The organism is Rhodoblastus sp. (assembly GCF_019449565.1).
Taxonomy (GTDB): domain Bacteria; phylum Pseudomonadota; class Alphaproteobacteria; order Rhizobiales; family Beijerinckiaceae; genus Rhodoblastus.
The window spans coordinates 75,945-92,601 of record NZ_JAGRPM010000084.1 but is presented as its reverse complement, the minus strand read 5'-3'; the positions used below and the strand labels follow the sequence as shown (position 1 = coordinate 92,601).

The 16,657-nt window shown below is 63.1% G+C and carries 18 protein-coding genes; 9 read left to right on the top strand and 9 right to left on the bottom strand.

The features are described 5' to 3' along the window. Positions 1–25: 25 nt before the first annotated feature. The 3 genes from glpD to QZ409_RS19440 all read right to left on the bottom strand — a co-directional run bounded on the left by glpD (position 26) and on the right by QZ409_RS19440 (position 3,184). The gene (gene glpD / locus QZ409_RS19450) at positions 26–1,531 is read right to left on the bottom strand and encodes a glycerol-3-phosphate dehydrogenase (protein WP_296714650.1); all 1,506 of its coding nucleotides are present in this window, start codon (positions 1,529–1,531) and stop codon (positions 26–28) included. Between the two features lie 138 nt (positions 1,532–1,669). Continuing rightward, the gene (locus QZ409_RS19445) at positions 1,670–2,797 is read right to left on the bottom strand and encodes an S-(hydroxymethyl)glutathione dehydrogenase/class III alcohol dehydrogenase (RefSeq protein WP_296714648.1); all 1,128 of its coding nucleotides are present in this window, start codon (positions 2,795–2,797) and stop codon (positions 1,670–1,672) included. Positions 2,798–2,947: 150 nt separating this feature from the next. Further along, on the bottom strand, positions 2,948–3,184 hold the full coding sequence (locus tag QZ409_RS19440) for a hypothetical protein (RefSeq protein WP_296714644.1): 237 nt from the start codon (positions 3,182–3,184) through the stop codon (positions 2,948–2,950). Between the two features lie 99 nt (positions 3,185–3,283). Here QZ409_RS19440 and QZ409_RS19435 point away from each other — a divergent pair, with 99 nt between their 5' ends. From QZ409_RS19435 to QZ409_RS19410, 6 genes are all read left to right on the top strand, one after another. Next, complete coding sequence (locus QZ409_RS19435; RefSeq protein ID WP_296714642.1) at positions 3,284–4,234, top strand: quinoprotein relay system zinc metallohydrolase 2; 951 nt, start codon at positions 3,284–3,286, stop codon at positions 4,232–4,234. Positions 4,235–4,532: 298 nt separating this feature from the next. Beyond that, positions 4,533–6,335, top strand: coding sequence for a lanthanide-dependent methanol dehydrogenase XoxF5 (xoxF5, locus tag QZ409_RS19430; RefSeq protein ID WP_296714639.1), 1,803 nt, complete (start codon positions 4,533–4,535; stop codon positions 6,333–6,335). 174 nt (positions 6,336–6,509) lie between these two features. Continuing rightward, positions 6,510–7,067 (top strand): c-type cytochrome, methanol metabolism-related, encoded by a 558-nt coding sequence (locus QZ409_RS19425; protein ID WP_296714636.1) that lies wholly within the window; start codon positions 6,510–6,512, stop codon positions 7,065–7,067. Positions 7,068–7,128: 61 nt separating this feature from the next. Beyond that, on the top strand, positions 7,129–7,959 hold the full coding sequence (locus QZ409_RS19420; protein ID WP_296714634.1) for a quinoprotein dehydrogenase-associated putative ABC transporter substrate-binding protein: 831 nt from the start codon (positions 7,129–7,131) through the stop codon (positions 7,957–7,959). Next, a complete protein-coding gene (locus QZ409_RS19415; protein ID WP_296714631.1) occupies positions 7,956–8,504 on the top strand; it encodes a PQQ-dependent catabolism-associated CXXCW motif protein in 549 nt (182 codons plus the stop codon). Before QZ409_RS19420 ends, QZ409_RS19415 begins: the two co-directional genes overlap by 4 nt. Positions 8,505–8,537: 33 nt before the next feature. Beyond that, positions 8,538–9,347 (top strand): quinoprotein dehydrogenase-associated SoxYZ-like carrier, encoded by an 810-nt coding sequence (locus QZ409_RS19410; RefSeq protein ID WP_296714629.1) that lies wholly within the window; start codon positions 8,538–8,540, stop codon positions 9,345–9,347. A 15-nt stretch (positions 9,348–9,362) separates the two neighbouring features. Here the strand turns inward: QZ409_RS19410 and QZ409_RS19405 are convergent, their stop codons facing one another. The 6 genes from QZ409_RS19405 to QZ409_RS19380 all read right to left on the bottom strand — a co-directional run bounded on the left by QZ409_RS19405 (position 9,363) and on the right by QZ409_RS19380 (position 14,204). Next, complete coding sequence (locus tag QZ409_RS19405) at positions 9,363–9,743, bottom strand: hypothetical protein (protein WP_296714626.1); 381 nt, start codon at positions 9,741–9,743, stop codon at positions 9,363–9,365. Continuing rightward, the gene (locus QZ409_RS19400) at positions 9,724–10,389 is read right to left on the bottom strand and encodes a hypothetical protein (protein ID WP_296714622.1); all 666 of its coding nucleotides are present in this window, start codon (positions 10,387–10,389) and stop codon (positions 9,724–9,726) included. The genes QZ409_RS19405 and QZ409_RS19400 overlap by 20 nt, the downstream gene beginning before the upstream one ends. A gap of 75 nt (positions 10,390–10,464) precedes the next feature. Further along, complete coding sequence (locus tag QZ409_RS19395) at positions 10,465–11,169, bottom strand: response regulator transcription factor (RefSeq protein ID WP_296714619.1); 705 nt, start codon at positions 11,167–11,169, stop codon at positions 10,465–10,467. 260 nt (positions 11,170–11,429) lie between these two features. Next, the gene (locus QZ409_RS19390; protein WP_296714617.1) at positions 11,430–12,041 is read right to left on the bottom strand and encodes a hypothetical protein; all 612 of its coding nucleotides are present in this window, start codon (positions 12,039–12,041) and stop codon (positions 11,430–11,432) included. 24 nt (positions 12,042–12,065) lie between these two features. Next, positions 12,066–13,046, bottom strand: coding sequence for a PQQ-dependent catabolism-associated beta-propeller protein (locus QZ409_RS19385; protein ID WP_296714615.1), 981 nt, complete (start codon positions 13,044–13,046; stop codon positions 12,066–12,068). A 24-nt stretch (positions 13,047–13,070) separates the two neighbouring features. After that, entirely contained in the window at positions 13,071–14,204 is a 1,134-nt protein-coding gene (locus QZ409_RS19380) for an ABC transporter substrate-binding protein (RefSeq protein ID WP_296714612.1), read from the bottom strand. 277 nt (positions 14,205–14,481) lie between these two features. On the opposite strand from QZ409_RS19380, the gene QZ409_RS19375 reads away from it, so the two are divergent. The 3 genes from QZ409_RS19375 (at position 14,482) to fghA (ending at position 16,590) form a co-directional block, all read left to right on the top strand. After that, a complete protein-coding gene (locus QZ409_RS19375) occupies positions 14,482–14,970 on the top strand; it encodes a DUF2380 domain-containing protein (RefSeq protein WP_296714610.1) in 489 nt (162 codons plus the stop codon). A 94-nt stretch (positions 14,971–15,064) separates the two neighbouring features. After that, positions 15,065–15,640: an S-(hydroxymethyl)glutathione synthase gene (gene gfa, locus QZ409_RS19370; RefSeq protein WP_296714608.1), complete on the top strand. Its 576-nt coding sequence runs from the start codon at positions 15,065–15,067 to the stop codon at positions 15,638–15,640. A gap of 119 nt (positions 15,641–15,759) precedes the next feature. Further along, on the top strand, positions 15,760–16,590 hold the full coding sequence (gene fghA / locus QZ409_RS19365) for an S-formylglutathione hydrolase (RefSeq protein ID WP_296714828.1): 831 nt from the start codon (positions 15,760–15,762) through the stop codon (positions 16,588–16,590). Positions 16,591–16,657: the final 67 nt, after the last annotated feature.

Here is a 16,657-nt window from a genome sequence, read left to right as displayed (position 1 = left end):
AGCAAAAATCCCGCCATCGCAGCCTTCAGCGCGGCGCCGCCAGCCAGGCGTCCAGGGCCTTGTGCACATCAGGCGAGGCCCACAGGCCGAGCTTCGACCGTCGCCACAAGATGTCTTCCGCAGTGCGCGCCCATTCGCTCGCGCGAAGATGTTCGACCTCCGCCTCGCTAAGTCCCAAACCAAAATCGCGGCCAAGGTCCTCACGGCGCCGCGCCGCGCCAAGGAAAGCAAGGCACAGCGTTCCATAGGCACAAGCGAGACGCCGCCCTTCGGCGGCGCCGAGAAAGGCGTAACGCGCTTGCAGATCCTTGGTGAAAGCGTCGAGATCGGCGCCGGGCAAATCGCCGCCCGGCAGGGGCGCCGCGGCGGTCCAGACGCCGCCGCGCAAGCCGAGGCACGCGGCGGCGCGGTCCACGACCTGTTCCGCAACACGACGGTAGGCCGTGAGCTTGCCGCCCAAAATACTAATGAAGGGCGCGCCGTCGGCCCTGCCCTCATCCAGCATGTAGTCGCGGCTGGCGCGCGCCGCGGCCTTCTCCCCGTCATCGACCAGAGGCCGCAGCCCGGCGAAAGACCAGACCACGTCTTCCGGCGCGATGGCGCGCACGAAAAAACCGTTCGCCGCGTGGCAGAGATAGGCGATCTCCTCGCTCGTGGCGGCGACTTCCTCGGGCGCGCCGGAAAAATCCGCGTCGGTCGTGCCGATCAAGGTGAAGTCGCGCTGATAGGAAATGGCGAAGACGACGCGCCCTTCGCCGGTCTGGAACAGATAGGCGCCGTCATGCTCGAATAGTTTCCGCACGACGATATGGCTGCCGCGCACCAGCCGCAGGCGCGGGCGTTCCGTCTTGCCGGGGAGAACGCCGTCGGCCCAGGGACCGGCGGCGTTGACGATGAGGCGTGCGCGCAACGCGCGCTCGGCGCCGCTGCCGACATCGCGCAAATCAATGCGCCAGCCCCCGTCGCTGGGCCCGGCGCGTAAAAATCTGGTCCGCGTGAAAATATCCGCGCCGCGATCGGCGGCGTCGCGGGCGTTGAGCACGACGAGGCGGGAATCGTCCACGCGGCAGTCGAAAAAAGTGAAAGCCCTGCGCAAATGCGGCTTCAGCGGCGCGCCTTCCGACGCGCGGCGCAGATCGAGCGATGCGGCCCGGGGCAGCTTTTCGCGCGCGCCGAGATGATCATAAAGGAAGAGCCCCAGCCGTAGCAGCCAGGCAGGCCGCGCGCCGGGCAGGGCTCCGGGCAGGACTGGCAGGACGAAGCGCAGGGGCTGGACGAGATGCGGCGCGATCCGCCACAGCGTTTCGCGTTCGGCCAATGCCTCGCGCACCATGCGGAAATCGCCGCTTTCCAGATAGCGCAAGCCGCCGTGGACGAGCTTGGTGGATTTCGACGACGTCCCGCTGGCGAGATCATCCATTTCCACCAGCGCGACTCTATAGCCGCGCCCCGCCGCATCGCGCGCGACGCCGCAGCCGTTGATCCCGCCGCCGATGACGAGGAGGTCGTATTCCGCCTGTCCGCCGTTCACGCCCGTCCCCGCGCTCGCGATTTTGACTCGCTTTTCGCGATCTTCGGGCCAGCGGCGCCCGACGTCAATTTGCGCCCAAGACAGCAAAACGCCGCCGGGCCAGCCGGCGGCGTTTTGTCCGCGACGCGAAGCGCGCGATCAGAAGACCACGACAGAGCGGATCGATTTGCCCTCGTGCATCAGGTCGAAGGCGTCATTGATCTTGTCCAGCGGCATGGTGTGGGTGACCAGATCATCGATGTTGATCTTGCCCTCCATGTACCAGTCGACGATCTTCGGCACGTCGGTGCGGCCGCGCGCGCCGCCGAAGGCGGAACCACGCCAGTTGCGGCCGGTGACGAGCTGGAACGGACGGGTCGAGATTTCCTGCCCCGAGGGCGCGACGCCAATCAGGATCGACGTGCCCCAGCCGCGATGGCAGCATTCCAGCGACTGGCGCATGGTGTGAACATTGCCGACGCATTCGAAGGCGAAATCCGCGCCGCCGCCGGTGACGTCGACGATCGCCTCGACCACCTTGTCGCGACCGACCTCGTTCGGATTGATGAAGTGGGTCATGCCGAACTTTTTCGCCATCTCCACCTTGGCGGGGTTCAGGTCCACGCCGACGATCTTGTCGGCGCCGACCATGCGGGCGCCCTGGATCACATTGAGGCCGATGCCGCCGAGGCCGAAGACCACGACATTGGCGCCCGGCCAGACCTTGCCGGTATAGATCACCGCGCCGAGGCCGGTGGTGACGCCGCAGCCGATGTAGCAAATTTTGTCGAAGGGCGCGTCCTCACGCACCTTGGCGACGGCGATCTCGGGAAGAACGGTGAAGTTCGAGAAGGTCGAGCAGCCCATGTAGTGCCACAGGATGTCCTGGCTCCCGCCGGCAGGCGTGCACGAGAAGCGGCTGGTGCCGTCCGGCATGACGCCTTGGCCCTGGGTGGCGCGGATCGCCGTGCAGAGATTGGTGCGCTGCGACAGGCAGCTTTTGCACTGCCGGCATTCCGGCGTGTAGAGCGGAATGACATGGTCGCCGACCTTCACGGAGGTGACGCCGGCACCGATCTCACGGACGATGCCCGCGCCCTCATGGCCGAGGATAGCCGGAAACTTGCCTTCGGAATCGAGGCCCGAAAGCGTGTAAGCGTCGGTGTGGCAAACGCCCGTCGCCATGATTTCGACCAGCACCTCGCCCGCCTTGGGGCCAGCCAGATCGACCGTTTCAATGGTGAGAGGCGCTTCCGCCTTCCAGGCGACAGCTGCACGCGTCTTCATGGAAAAAACCTTTAAATGGGAAGGATTACTTGCCCATTTAAGTCGCTCCCAGCTTACCGCGCAATCACCGCTGACGATTATAAGGACAATTTCAGAACCGTCGGCAGAAAAACCAAAGAAAAGATATTGCGGCGCACGCGCCGCCGCGTTTTACTCATTCGCGGCGGTCGATGTCGTTTTGCGCCGCACACATTGCGTCTTCATATAGACGGTTTCGCCAAGGCCTTCGCGCAAGGCCCCACGCGCAATCGACTCCTGAAAGCCGCGCATGCAGGCGAATTCGCTCTCGACCCGGGTCGAGATGACGTCAATGGCCCGCGATTCGTCGCAGGACTGCGGCGGCGTCGACAACTGACAGACAAGCACCAGAGCAGTGAATACAGCCATGCCATCCTCCAGATTCCCCTTCGGCGCGCCTTGGCCGACAGGAGCATTGGGTAACAAGCCACCATTGCTTCGCCCGTTCCCGCCAAGGGGCGGGAAAGGTTGAAGCGGGCGTTACTCTCCGGCATTCTCACCGCGCAGATTTTCTTGGCTGTCGCGCTGGCCCAACCGGCGCAAGCGCCGGTCGAGGCCGCGAGGCCTTTTGTCGCGGAGCAGACGGCCCCCGGCGTTTATGTCGTCGTCGGGGAGACTGCGCTTTCAACTATACAAAATGCGGGCCAGATCAGCAATTCTATATTTCTGATCGGAAAAGAGGCGATCGCGGTCGTCGATACCGGCGGCAGCGCCTTGGCTGGCCAGCGTCTTCGCGCGACCATCCGCGCAAATTCCGACCTTCCCATCCGTTATGTGATCCTGACGCACGACCATCCTGACCACATTCTTGGCGCTGCCGCATTTTTAGGCGATAACGCCGTTTTTATAGGCCACCGCAATCTGCCGGAAGCATTGCAAAGTCACGGCGCGGATTTTCTGCGGCGCGCGCGGGAGGATGTCGGCGCGGCCGCTTTCGACGGCACGCGCGTCGTGGTCCCGACCCTCCTGGTCGATTCAACACAAGTCATCGACATTGGCGACCGCCCGCTCAAGTTGGAGGCCTGGCCCGTCGCCCATACCAATTGCGACCTGACCGTGCTGGACGAGAAAACCGGAACCTGGCTCCTCGGCGACCTGATCTTCTCCAGCCATGTCCCGGCGCTCGACGGCAATCTGAATGGCTGGATCGCAACTCTGGAGCGCCTCAAGGCGCGTCCGGCCGCGCGCATCGTCCCCGGCCACGGCCCGGCTGCGATGGCCTGGCCCGACGCCGCCGCGCCGATCGAGACCTATTTGCGTGTTTTGCGCGACGACGTGCGCGCTTCGCTGCGCGCCGGAGAGACAATCCGCGAGACAGCCGCCAAGGCGGCTCAATCTGAGCGTGGCAAATGGGAATTATTCGACGATTTCAACGCCCGCAACGCCACCGCCGCCTATCACGAGCTGGAGTGGGAATAATCATTTCGCATTCGCGAAATGAAAAACCGCCTGTTTAGCCTTCGCAAGCGCATTCAACTAAGTGCCTACCTAAGAGCCTCTAAGCCAAATATAAAAATCATAAGCCTTGGCGCCTCGTTGCTACGCTCGAATGCTGCTTGTACATTTTTTTGGTCATAAAAATGACCGCGGCCCTGAAATCGACAGTTTGGCAATCTTTTCGCCATTCATCGAAAGCCAAAGAAAAAAATCGGCTCAGAGTAGCCAATAGCTCGGCAGCCGAAAAAAGGCGGAGCCGTTGCGTTTCGGAGGAACACCTATGAAGAGGCTTTACGCATCTCTCCTTTCTGCTACCGCGCTGTCGCTGAGTGCGCCGGCGTTTGCCAATGATTCCGTCTTGAAGGCCGAGAAGGATCCCAAGCAGTGGGTCATTCAGACGGGCAATTACGCCAACACGCGCTATTCCGAGCTGAACCAGATCACCGCCGCCAATGTCGGCAAGATGGCTCCCGCCTGGAGTTTCTCGACCGGCGTTCTGCGCGGCCATGAAGGCTCGCCCATCGTGGTCGGCGATGTGATGTATGTCCACACGCCGTTCCCGAATATCGTTTACGCCCTCGACCTCAACAACGAAGGCAAGATCCTGTGGAAATATGAGCCCAAGCAGGATCCGAACGTCATTCCGGTGATGTGCTGCGACACCGTCAACCGCGGTCTCGCCTATGCCGACGGCAAGGTCTTCCTGCATCAGGCCGACACTACGATCGTGGCGCTGGACGGCAAGACCGGCAAGGTCGCCTGGTCGGCGGTCAACGGCGATCCCAAGCGCGGCGAAACCAACACCGCGACTGTCATGCCCGTCAAGGACAAGATCATCGTCGGCATCTCGGGCGGCGAATTCGGCGTTCAGTGCCACGTGACCGCCTATGACATCGCCAGCGGCAAGCGCGCCTGGCGCGCCTATTCGGTCGGCCCGGACGAGCAGATCATGGTCGACCCCGAAAAGACCACCGTGCTCGGCAAGCCCGTCGGCAAGGATTCCAGCCTGAAGACCTGGCAGGGCGATCAGTGGAAAACCGGCGGCGGCTGCACCTGGGGCTGGTATTCCTATGACCCGGACCTGAACCTGGTCTATTACGGCTCCGGCAACCCCTCGACCTGGAACCCGAAGCAGCGTCCGGGCGACAACAAGTGGTCGATGACCATTTTCGCTCGCAACCCCGACACGGGCATGGCGAAATGGGTCTATCAAATGACCCCGCATGACGAATGGGACTATGACGGCATCAACGAAATGCCGCTGGTCGAACAGAAGATCGACGGCAAGGACCGCAAGCTCCTGGTGCATTTCGACCGTAACGGCTTCGGCTACACGCTCGACCGCACCAACGGCGATCTGCTGGTGGCGGAAAAATACGATCCGGCCGTCAACTGGGCGACCAAGGTCGATATGGACCGCAGCAGCCCGACCTTCGGCCGTCCGATGGTCGACAAGAGGTTCTCGACCGAAGCCAATGGCGAGGACGTGAACACCAAGGGCATCTGCCCGGCGGCTCTCGGCTCGAAAGACCAGCAGCCCGCCGCCTACTCGCCGAAGACCGGCCTGTTCTACGTGCCGACCAACCATGTCTGCATGGATTACGAGCCGTTCCGCGTGAGCTACACACCCGGCCAGCCTTATGTCGGCGCGACCTTGGCGATGTATCCGCCTGAAGGCCAGACCAACATGGGCAATTTCATTGCCTGGGACGCCACCAAGGGTAAGATCGCCTGGTCTATCCCCGAACAGTTCTCGGCGTGGGGCGGCGCTCTCGCCACCGCCGGCGACGTTGTCTTCTATGGCACTCTCGAGGGCTATCTGAAGGCAGTCGACTCCAAGACCGGCAAGCTGCTCTACAAGTACAAGACTCCGTCGGGCATTATCGGCAACGTGATGACCTATCAGCACGGCGGCAAGCAGTTTGTGGCCGTTCTGTCCGGCGTCGGCGGTTGGGCCGGCATCGGCCTCGCGGCTGGCTTGACCGATCCCCACGCCGGTCTCGGCGCGGTCGGCGGCTATGCGGCGCTCAGCGACTACACTTCGCTCGGCGGCACGCTGACGGTCTTCGCCCTCCCCGATTGATCGTTACGCCCAGTCCGAGCCGGGCGAGTCGCAAGACTCGCCCGGCTTCTTATTCGGTCAGACTTTGTTCGTCCTGGCTTTGACTAGACCCTGGCGTTCGCGTTCCGAGCCGCCCGACGCGGGCAGGCGCGAGGACAGCTGCGCCCAAAAGATATGACGATTGGAACCCGCGTCGTGAAAGATTTCGCTTCATCAAGACCCGCCCGCCGGACGGCCAAAAAGCGGTTCGCAGCCTCTCTGTTCGCGGTCGTCGCCGCGCTCGCCGTCTCCGGCGCCGCGTATGGCGAGCCCAAGCAGCCAGCGAAAAACGACGATGGCAGATATTTCGACGCCGAAGGCAATCCGACCTATCGTGTCGACGCGGACGGCAAGACGGATTGGACCACTTATTCCGGCTTCCAGCGTTACAATGCGGAATGCCTCCGTTGCCACGGTCCCGACGGCATGGGCTCGAGCTATGCGCCCGCCCTCGTCGACTCGCTCAAGACGATGGATTACGCCACGTTCCTCGCCACCGTCGCGCAAGGCCGCAAAAATCTCGTGAATGGCCAGGAAAAGGTCATGCCGCAACTCGGCGAAGACAAAAACGTCATGTGCTACATCGACGATATTTATGTCTATCTCAAAGCCCGTTCCGACGAAGCGATCGGCCGCAACCGTCCGCCGGGCCATGATCCCAAGGGCAAGAGCTGGCAAGCGGCGCAGGATTCCTGCATGGGCCCGCCAAGTTGACGCCACGCTGATGAAGCAGCGTGCGAGCTCATTAAACGCAAGCTTCGCGGCGGCCTGCCTGATGGCCTTGCTTTCCGCCGGGCAGGCCGCGGGGCAGACCAGTCCCGATCTCGTCTCGCGCAACCGCCTGCGCGTCTGCGCCTCGCCGGCGGACCTGCCCTTCTCCAACAAGGCGAAACAGGGTTTCGAGAACAAGATCGCCGAACTCGTCGCGGAAGAACTGCAGCTTCCGCTGCATTATTTCTGGATGCCGTCGGGCCCCGGCTTCGTCCGCAACACGCTTCTGTCGGACATGTGCGACCTCGTCATCGGATACGCCTCCGAGGCCGATCTCGTCGATCATTCCAATCCCTATTACGCCTCGACCTATGTTCTGGTGACGCGCAAGGGCGGCAAGCTCGAGGGCGTCGATCATCTCGAAGACCCGCGCCTGAAGGATGCGAAGCTCGGCATCATCGCCGGCACGCCGCCGGTCGACCATCTGATGGGCCTCGGCATGCTCGACCGAGCGAAGAGCTATTCTCTCGTGGTTGACCGCCGCTTCGCCTCGCCCGCCGAGGACGCCTTGCACGATCTCGAGACGGGCGAAACCGACGCGGTCATCCTTTGGGGGCCAATCGGCGGCTATTTCGCTCAGAAAGCCTCCCCCCCGCTCATCGCGACCGCGCTCCATACCGACAAGCGCCCGCCCTTCGTCTTCCGCGTCGCCTTCGGCATGCGCGCCGGCGAAACGGAATGGAAGCACAAACTGAACGACATCATCCGCAAGCGGCAGAAAGACATCGACACGATCCTCACCAGCTATGGCGTGCCGCTGGCGCCGGTCGAAGCCGCGCCGATCCAGCGCGCGCCGAACGATGCGCCGCGCTCGGAGCGGAGCGACCCGCAATGAACAGACGCCATTTCCAGCTTGGCGTTGCGCTCGCAGGATTCGCCTTCGCAACGCTGGCGGCCGCCGCCGCGCCGCCCGAACCGCCCGGCTATCGCCTTGACAATTACCAGTCGCCGACGCCGGATACATTCAACGGCGAACCGGCGCTCAGCGTCGACGCCGCGAAAGCCACATGGGCCGATCCCAAGACGCTCTTCATCGACGTGCTGCCGCATCCGCCGCGTCCCGAGGGCTTGCCGGAAGGGACCGTCTGGCATGAAAAGCCCCATGTCGGCATTGCGCGCTCGATCTGGCTGCCCGAAGTCGGGCGCGGGGCGCTGGCGCCGGAGACGGAAGCCTATTTCCGTCGCAGTCTCGATGAAATCACTGGCGGAGATAAGGGCGCAATTCTGGTATTCTATTGCAAGCGCGCCTGCTGGATGTCCTGGAACGCCGCCAAACGCGCAGCTTCCATGGGCTATAGCCGGGTCCGCTGGTATTCCGACGGAATCGAGGGCTGGCGCGAAGCGGGACTGCCGACGGAAACGATCGCTCCGCGACCGTAAGGCAACGAAACACGCCAGAGCGAGGAGGACGCCATGCTGACGAAACGGACTCTTTTACGCGCAGCCGTTCTGGCGCTGGCTACGCCCACCGCGCTGCGGGCCGAGATCAACACGCCGGAGAACGAAGACAGCTGGAAATCCCTCAGGAAGCAGTTTTTCGGCGACCGTCCGATCAGCGCCGCTGACGGCTTTATCGTCCTGAACGCGCCCGTGCGCGCCGAAGATGCGGCGCTCGTGCCCATCGATCTGCTTTTCCCTGCGCGCGGCGCCGGGGACGACAGGGTCAAGGCCGTCACACTCATCGTCGATGAAAATCCCATGCCCATGGTCACGACGCTTCAACGGGGCCGGATCGACGACGGCCCCTTCGCCTTTTCCCTGCGCATTCGCGTCAATTCCTATTCCAACGTCCGCGCCATCGCCGAAACCGAGAGCGGCGCGCTGCATATGGCGCGCGTCTTCGTGAAGGCGGCGGGGGGCTGTTCGGCGCCGGCCGGCAAGGACCCTGAGGAAGCGCGGGCCGCCGCCGGGAAGATGCGCTTTCGCAGTTTCGCCGCAACCGGACGCGACGAAGCGCAGGTCCAGATCCGACACCCCAATTATTCCGGCATGCAGATGGACCAGGAAACGCGGCTCTATACGCCGGCCTGGTATGTCGTCGCGGTGAAGGTCCTTCAGGGCGACGACCTGCTGTTCAGCATGGAAAACGGCATCTCGCTCAGCGAGGACCCGACCTTCCGCTTCACCTATCGCGCCAATGGCGCGCCGATCCGCATCGAGGCGCGGGATTCGCGCGGTACGGACTTCACCGGCGCCTTCTCCGGCAACGGCGACCCGGCCTGAACATCTGCGCGGAGATCAGAAGCAGCGGATTTCCGCCTCGGCCTGGGCGCGGCGCAATTCCGCGACGATGTCGTCGAAACGCGACGTATTGCGGAAGGCGTTGGCGGCCTGCCCGACGCCCTGGCGCATGGACAGCACGGTTTCCGCCTCGACATATCTGTCATAGGGCAGGATCGCGGCGAGCATGTCCTGAGAGCAGGCGCATTTCTTCAGCACTTCACGGGTCTGGCCATTGGCGGCCATGCAGGCGAACACATAATCAGCGCGCGCCTCGGTCGGATAGTCATTGACCGGATCGCCGTCGCCGGCCGACGCCGGCGACGCGAAAGCCAGACCGAGAACGAGCGCGCCGGCAACGAGCGGCCAGGCGGGACGCTCAGCTTTTCTTGCCGTCATAACGCAAGGTCTCCTCGAGCAGCACCGCGCCGGCGGCGTCGCGGGCGGCGATGTCGATTTCATAGACTGCCCCAGGTAGATCGGGCGCGACGCGAAACACATAGGTCAGCGTGTCGAGCCCGTTCATCCGGTCCTTCTGCGGGTCGTTTTTGAACGGCGCGATTTCGATGCGCCACGCCTTCGCCTGCCCATCGATCTTGTCCGGCGCGGTCTGCGCCTCGCGCAAGGCGGCGCGGATGGCGTTCTTGAGATAGCGCGGATTGGCTTTGAACAGCGCCGACAATTGCTGGATGTTGTTTTCCAGCATCAGGCTGATGACCGGGTTGCCCGACATGGACTCGAAGGGGCCCGCCGGCCGGCGATGTTCCGCGCTGAACATGGCGACCCGCACATTGCGCTCCTCCGGCGCCTTGCCGGCCTCGTCGATCGTCAGCGTGACCTTGTCGTCGAAGGCCTTGCCATATTTGGCGGGATCGGCGGATTTCTGGCTGTAGCTATAGCTCAGTTCATCGCCCGGTTTCGTATTGGCCAGTTGAGGCGCCTCAAACAGGATGTCGGCGGCGGCGGGCGGCTTGTCCTCCGCCAGCGCCCCGGCGGCGTTGAGAAACAGAAGGCATGCGACAACAGGCCCCGGACGGAGCTTCATACTTCTCTCCCTGGCGAGAACCCCGAGCGCGCGCTCGGGGACTTGACGTCTCTTGTTGGAGTCAGCGCCGCGCGATCAGCGCGCGGCGCTCTTGTAGCCCGCCATGTCGAGCATGAAGCCGCGACCGCGCACCGTGCTGATGAACGGCCCGCCGACGCGGGTGATCTCGGTGAATTTGGTGCGCAAATATCCGAGATAGACATCCACGACATTCAGCGAGGTGCAGCCCTGGTCGCCCCAGAGCTGGTCATAGATTTCGCCGCGCCCGACCGGATGATTGGCGTTGTCCATCAGGATCGCCAGCAGTTCCGACTCGCGCTGCGTCAAGCGGATATGGGCGTTGCCGTAATGGGCCTGGCGCGTGTGCATGTCGAGCACCAGCTGCCCGACCTTGCGGCGCTCGCTCGAGTCCGCAGAGATCGCATGGTGCATGAGATGCGCGCGCAGGCGCTCCACCAGTTCGTCGAACTGGAAGGGCTTGGCGATATAATCGTCAGCGCCCGCATTCAGGCCGCTCGCACGATCGGCCGCCTTGTGGCAGTCGCTGAGAAATAGGATCGGTTCGGTCCGACCATTGCGCCGCATGGCGCGGCACATCTCAAAATCGTGATTGTCCGGAGACGGCGTATCGAACAAAACCGCGCATGGATTGAGCGCCTTGGCGGTTTCGACCGGATCTTCTCCCTCGCCCACGAAAGTGACGTCAAACCCTTCCGCTTTGAGACCTTCGGCGAGCACGCCTCCGGCCACGAGATCGGTTTCGATGATGAGAACATTCATCGTTACTTGCCCTGCGTTTCACATTCCCCGCCGCCGACCTTTTTTGAGACTTGCGCTCGGTCGTTCGACGCCGCGAGGATAGAGCCTCGCTCTCACACTCACAACTCGTTCATGCCCCGATCGGGCCAGGTTCCAGGAAAAAAATCTTATTAAATTGTTCTTATATTTCTTATTTTATATATGTTGGCCCGGCGTCAGCTGCCTGTATGGCAATTTGCCTTCGGCCCTGGACGCGGCAAAAGCCGCCGATTTCGACAGTCTCACAGACGCTGCTGGATCTTTCGGGCGATTTCGAACGCCCGGCGCTCCAGCAAGATGGGCGTTTCGCAAACATAAGACAAGGCGCGCGAACGGTCGTCGAAGATTCTCTTGTCCCATTTAAGGCTGGACGAGGCGTCATCGAGCGCCGAGGGCGAAGAAACGTCCTTCGACTCCTGCTCATCGCTGATCTTGTCGGCCTCGGCGCGAATTTTCTCCGCGAGGCGATGCTGTCCCCGCGCATAGCGCACGACGCCCGCGATCACGCGATTGCGCTCGCTGTTGATGACGTCGAGGGCGCCGGCGAACACGCGGGTCAGCCGCATGGATTTGTCCGCGCCCGCGCTAGCCGCGAATTCATCGATAAGGCCGTCCATCTCCGTCATCTGCGTGCGACGGGAGGCGAGCTTGCGGGCCAAGGCCGCTGCTCCCGCGTCATCGTCCCAGCGGCCGGCCGACGCGAGATCGGGCCCGGACCAGACGGCGGCGGCGCTGATCTCGCCGGTGCGCCGCTGGGCGCAGGGCCAGTCGGGATCGTCCGTCGGCTTCGCCAGCGCCGGGGCGGCTGCGCCCAGCAGCAAGGCGAAGGCGACGAAAGATGCGAGGCGGACCATACGAATTCCTCCGGAATTTCAATTTTAGTTCGGCGACGAGGCCACTCCAAGCGGCGACTGGCCGACGGGAATGCTCTTGATCACCTTGAGACTGGCTACGTCGATCACGGAGACGTCGTTGGAATTGCCATTGGTCGTGAACAGCAGCTTTTCATCCGGCGTCAGCGCCAGATGCCAGACGCGCTGGCCGACAAGCAGAAATTTCCGGACCTCGAAGGTCTCGGCGTCCACCACCGCGACGCGATTGGCCGGCCCCAGCGCGACGAAGGCGGTCTTTCCGTCGCTGGTCAGACGAATGCCGACCGGCTGAATTTCCTCGCGGGTCAGGCCGGGGATTTCAAACTTGATCTTCTTGATGATCTTGTGCGTCTTCGGATCGATTACGGCGACGGCGCCGCCGACCTCGGAGCTGACCCAGAGCCGCGAGCCGTCCTTGCTGAAGACCGCCACCCTCGGACGCTTGTCGACCAGCACGCTGTCGATCAGCTTGAAGGTATGGGCGTCGATGAAATGGGCCATGCTGGTCGTTTCCGAGGTATTGACCAGCACGTTTCCGTCCGGGCTCAGCGCCATGCCCTCAGGCTCGACCCCCACTGGAACGCGGGCGACGATCTGGTTCTTTTCGACATCGAGCACCGTGACCTCGGAATTGTCCTCATTGGAGATATAGAGCGGATTGCCGGAGGGGTTCATGGTGAACTGCTCCGGGTCCTTGCCGGAATCCAGCGTGCGCAGGAGCTTCATGGTGGAGGTGTCGATGACCTCGACGCCATTCTCGTCGCTGGCGCAGATATAGAGGTTCTTGCCGTCGGGACTGACGAGAACGCCGCGTGGACGCCGCCCGACCTTCACGGTCTTGACCACAGTCAGCTTTTCGCTGTCGATCACACTGACACTGTTGCTCTTCTCATTGGTCACATAGATCTGATAGGCCCCCGCCGGCAGGGCCGACACGGCCCACAGGCCCGAGAGCGCCAGCGCCCCCCAAATCCCAGATCCACGCATTCCAGTCTCCCCGCCTCGCGGCGTTCAGTTCAGATGACAGCTCGTTTCCGGCAGGTCCGCGCCGAGCGTGTCGAGGACCGAACGCTGGTGCAGGAACCCCGGCTGCGGCGCGACGCCGACGATGGACTTCGGCTGGGCATAGAGCAACACCTGCCGCAATTGCTGGTCCCAGGGCCGGAAGCTCCCCGGCGACCCCTTGTAATTGGCCAGATTGAAATCCGGCCCGTCGAGAAAGGCGCGAACGCCCGCCGGATCGGCGCTCTTCTGGTTTTGCGCGGCGTCGCCGATCGCCCGCGCCGCCATCCAGGCCTGGTAATCGACCGGGCGCATGACGCGGCCGGCAAAGCGCTGGAAACGGCTCTGCAATTGTTCGGCGCCCCAGGCGATATGGACCGGGCTCCACGAGGTCGTGACCAGCCCCTGCGTGCCCATGACCAGCTTCGGATCGGCGGTGCGATAGAGGATGAAATCGCCGAAGTCGGCGGCCTCGTCGGCGACGACGATGACGTCATAATCGCCGCCGCGCGCGAAATTCAGGGCCTCGGCCTCGGTGATGTTATCGCCGCGCGCCCGGGCCAGCGGGCCATAGGTCCAAGGCTTCTCGGCGACGATCTTGAGGCCGAACTTCCGCGCCGAAGCGCGAAAAGCCGCCGCATAGGCGGCGTCGGCCTCGCCCGGGCCGACCACCAGCAGCGTGCGCGGCCAGCGCCGCACGAGCAGAAATTGCGCCAGACCGTCGGTCAGCATGGCGCGGCTCGGCGCTATATGGAACAGATTGGCGCGGCAATCGGGACCGCGCAGCCGGTCGTCCGGGGCGGAAGCGTTGAACACCAGCGCGCCCGAGGGCCGCAGGGCGTCGGCCAGTTGGAGCAATTCCGCGGCCGGAAGGTCCGCGATGAACAGGCGCAGGCCCTTGTCGGCCAGCTTGCGCGCCGCCTCTACCGGCGATTCCCCCGGCGCGACCAGCGCATCGGTCAACTCAAAGCTCTGCCCGGTGAAGGCGCCGGTCGTGTTGTTCTCCGAGATCGCGAGCGCCGCGCCCTTCACCCCTTCGTCGCGCGGGACGGCCTCGGGATCGTAGAGCGGCGGCGGCGGTTTCGCATATGCAATATAGCCGATGTCGATCTTGAGTTTTTCCTGCGCCCGCGCCTCTTCCATCGCGACTGCGCAAAGGCAGAAAGCGCAAAATGCCGCCCAGAGAACTGGACGGCGCCGCAAAGCAGCAAAAAGCTGAAAACTACTTCCCATGTGAAGATTATTCTTGGACATTTGCTAAGACGTCAATGTGAAAATCATAAGCGATTTTTAAGACAGAGGTCAATGCGCGACTTCAGGCCTTATGCCATAATCGTCACATGATAGTTTTAGCGCGAGACTTACCGCTTACTCGCGCCAAGTCTTCCGGAAATATGGCCATTATTACTTGGAGTTTTAGATGAGCACTCTATGGCTGGCCGCCATGGGCTTGCCCGTGATGCTTGCTGCTTTCGGCGTTTCCGCCAGGGCGGCTCCGACTCCGGTGCTTGTGATGCCTTTTGCTTTCGCCGACGATGGCGCGGCCGATCAGGCTCTCGCGCATACGGCCCATCTCGAGCTGATGCTGCGCGAACTTCGCGTCGCCATCGACCAGAAGGGCGTGTACCGCACCATTTCGCCCGATCCGATCCTGGCGGATTTCATCGAAAGCGACACCGCCTGCGTGCTGCAGCGGGCGCGCGATCTTGGCGCGACCTATGTTCTCGCCGGCGCCATCCAGACCCTCGGCGCGACGGCCTCCAATGTCTGGCTCGGCCTGTTCGACGCCGCCGACGGCCGGCGGCTTTCCTGCTGGCAATCGACCTTTCGCGGCGACAGCGACGAATCCTGGCGCCGCGCCGCGAATTTCCTGGGCGAGGAAATATCCGCCGCCCCGTTGCCGAATTGAATCCCTGCTATCCGGCCTGCGCATTCGCGCGGGCCGCTTGCGCCTCGGATAGTCGGGTTGTTCCGAGGCTTCGCAAAAACCCGAGGAGGAAGCCATGTCTGTCAGTATCCACCCCTCAGTCGACAACGGCGTCAGGCCCGGTCGCGCCGATTTCGCCGGCGGCACGCTGAGCTGCAAATGCGCCCACGACCCCGTCAAGGTCACGATCAAGGGCAATGTCGCCCATAACCACGCCTGCGGCTGCACCAAATGCTGGAAGCCGGCCGGCGCCAATTTCTCGGTGGTCGCCGTCGTTCCGCGCGACAACGTCTCCGTGAGCGCCCATTCCGAAAAGCTGCGCATCGTCGATCCCAATGCGACGATTCAGCGCTATGCCTGCAAGGAATGCGGCGTGCACATGTTTGGCCGCATCGAAAACAAGGCCCACCCGTTTTATGGTCTCGATTTCGTCCATACCGAATTGTCGTCGGAAGACGGCTGGGCGGCGCCGGAATTCGCCGCTTTTGTGTCCTCGATCATCGAATCCGGCTTCCCGCCGTCCCGTATGGGCGAAGTACGTTCGCGGCTGACGGAATTGGGCCTGCAGCCCTATGACGCCTTGTCCCCGCCGCTGATGGACGCGATCGCGACCCATGTCGCGAAGGCCTCGGGCAAACTGGCGGCGGCCTGATCACAACGCGCCGCTAATGTGGCGATCGACCGAGCGTCGGAGGGCCCTGAGGGGCTCCCCGGCGCATTCCCTTTTCCACAAGCCTTTTCCGCTTGGTTTGATGATCCTGGAGTTCGATGATGGAGACCGTTTCGACCAACAAATCCCACGGAGGCGTGCAGGGCGTCTATCGCCATGAATCGCGTGAAACCAAATGCGCGATGACCTTTTCTGTGTTTACGCCGCCGCAAGCCGAACGCGGTCCCGTTCCCGTGCTCTGGTATTTGTCCGGCCTGACCTGCTCCCACGCCAATGTTACAGAGAAGGGCGAATTCCGCGCCGCCGCCGCCAAACATGGCGTCATCATCGTCGCTCCCGACACGTCTCCGCGCGGCGCCGACGTGCCGGATGAGCCCGACAATTGGCAGTTCGGTTCGGGCGCCGGCTTTTACGTGGACGCGACGCAGGAGCCCTATGCCAAGAACTACCGGATGTATTCCTATGTCACCGAGGAATTGCCGGAGCTGATCGCCGCCAATTTCCCCGCCGACATGACCCGGCAGGGCATTTTCGGCCATTCGATGGGCGGCCACGGCGCCTTCACCATCGCGCTGAAACATCCCGAGCGGTTCAAGAGCTGCTCCGCCTTCGCTACCATCGCCCAGCCCTCGACCAGCGGCTGGTCGAAGCCGTCGCTGGAGAAATATCTCGGCGCCGACGAAAAGGCCTGGCGCGCCTATGACACCACCCTGCTGATCGCGGATGGCGCGCGTTTCAAGGAATTCCTGGTCGACCAGGGCGCCGCCGACAATTTCCTGAAGGACGGCCTGAAACCCTGGCTGCTGGAAGAAGCCTGCGCCAAGGCGGGAATCCCGCTGACCCTCCACATGCGCGAGGGCTATGACCATTCCTATTATTTCATCTCGACCTTCATGGCCGATCATATCGCCTGGCACGCCGCCCGGCTTTGACACGCCCGTTGAACAGGGCGGCCGTTCGGCCTCTCGGCTGGACGGCCGCTGTCGCACCGCTGTAACA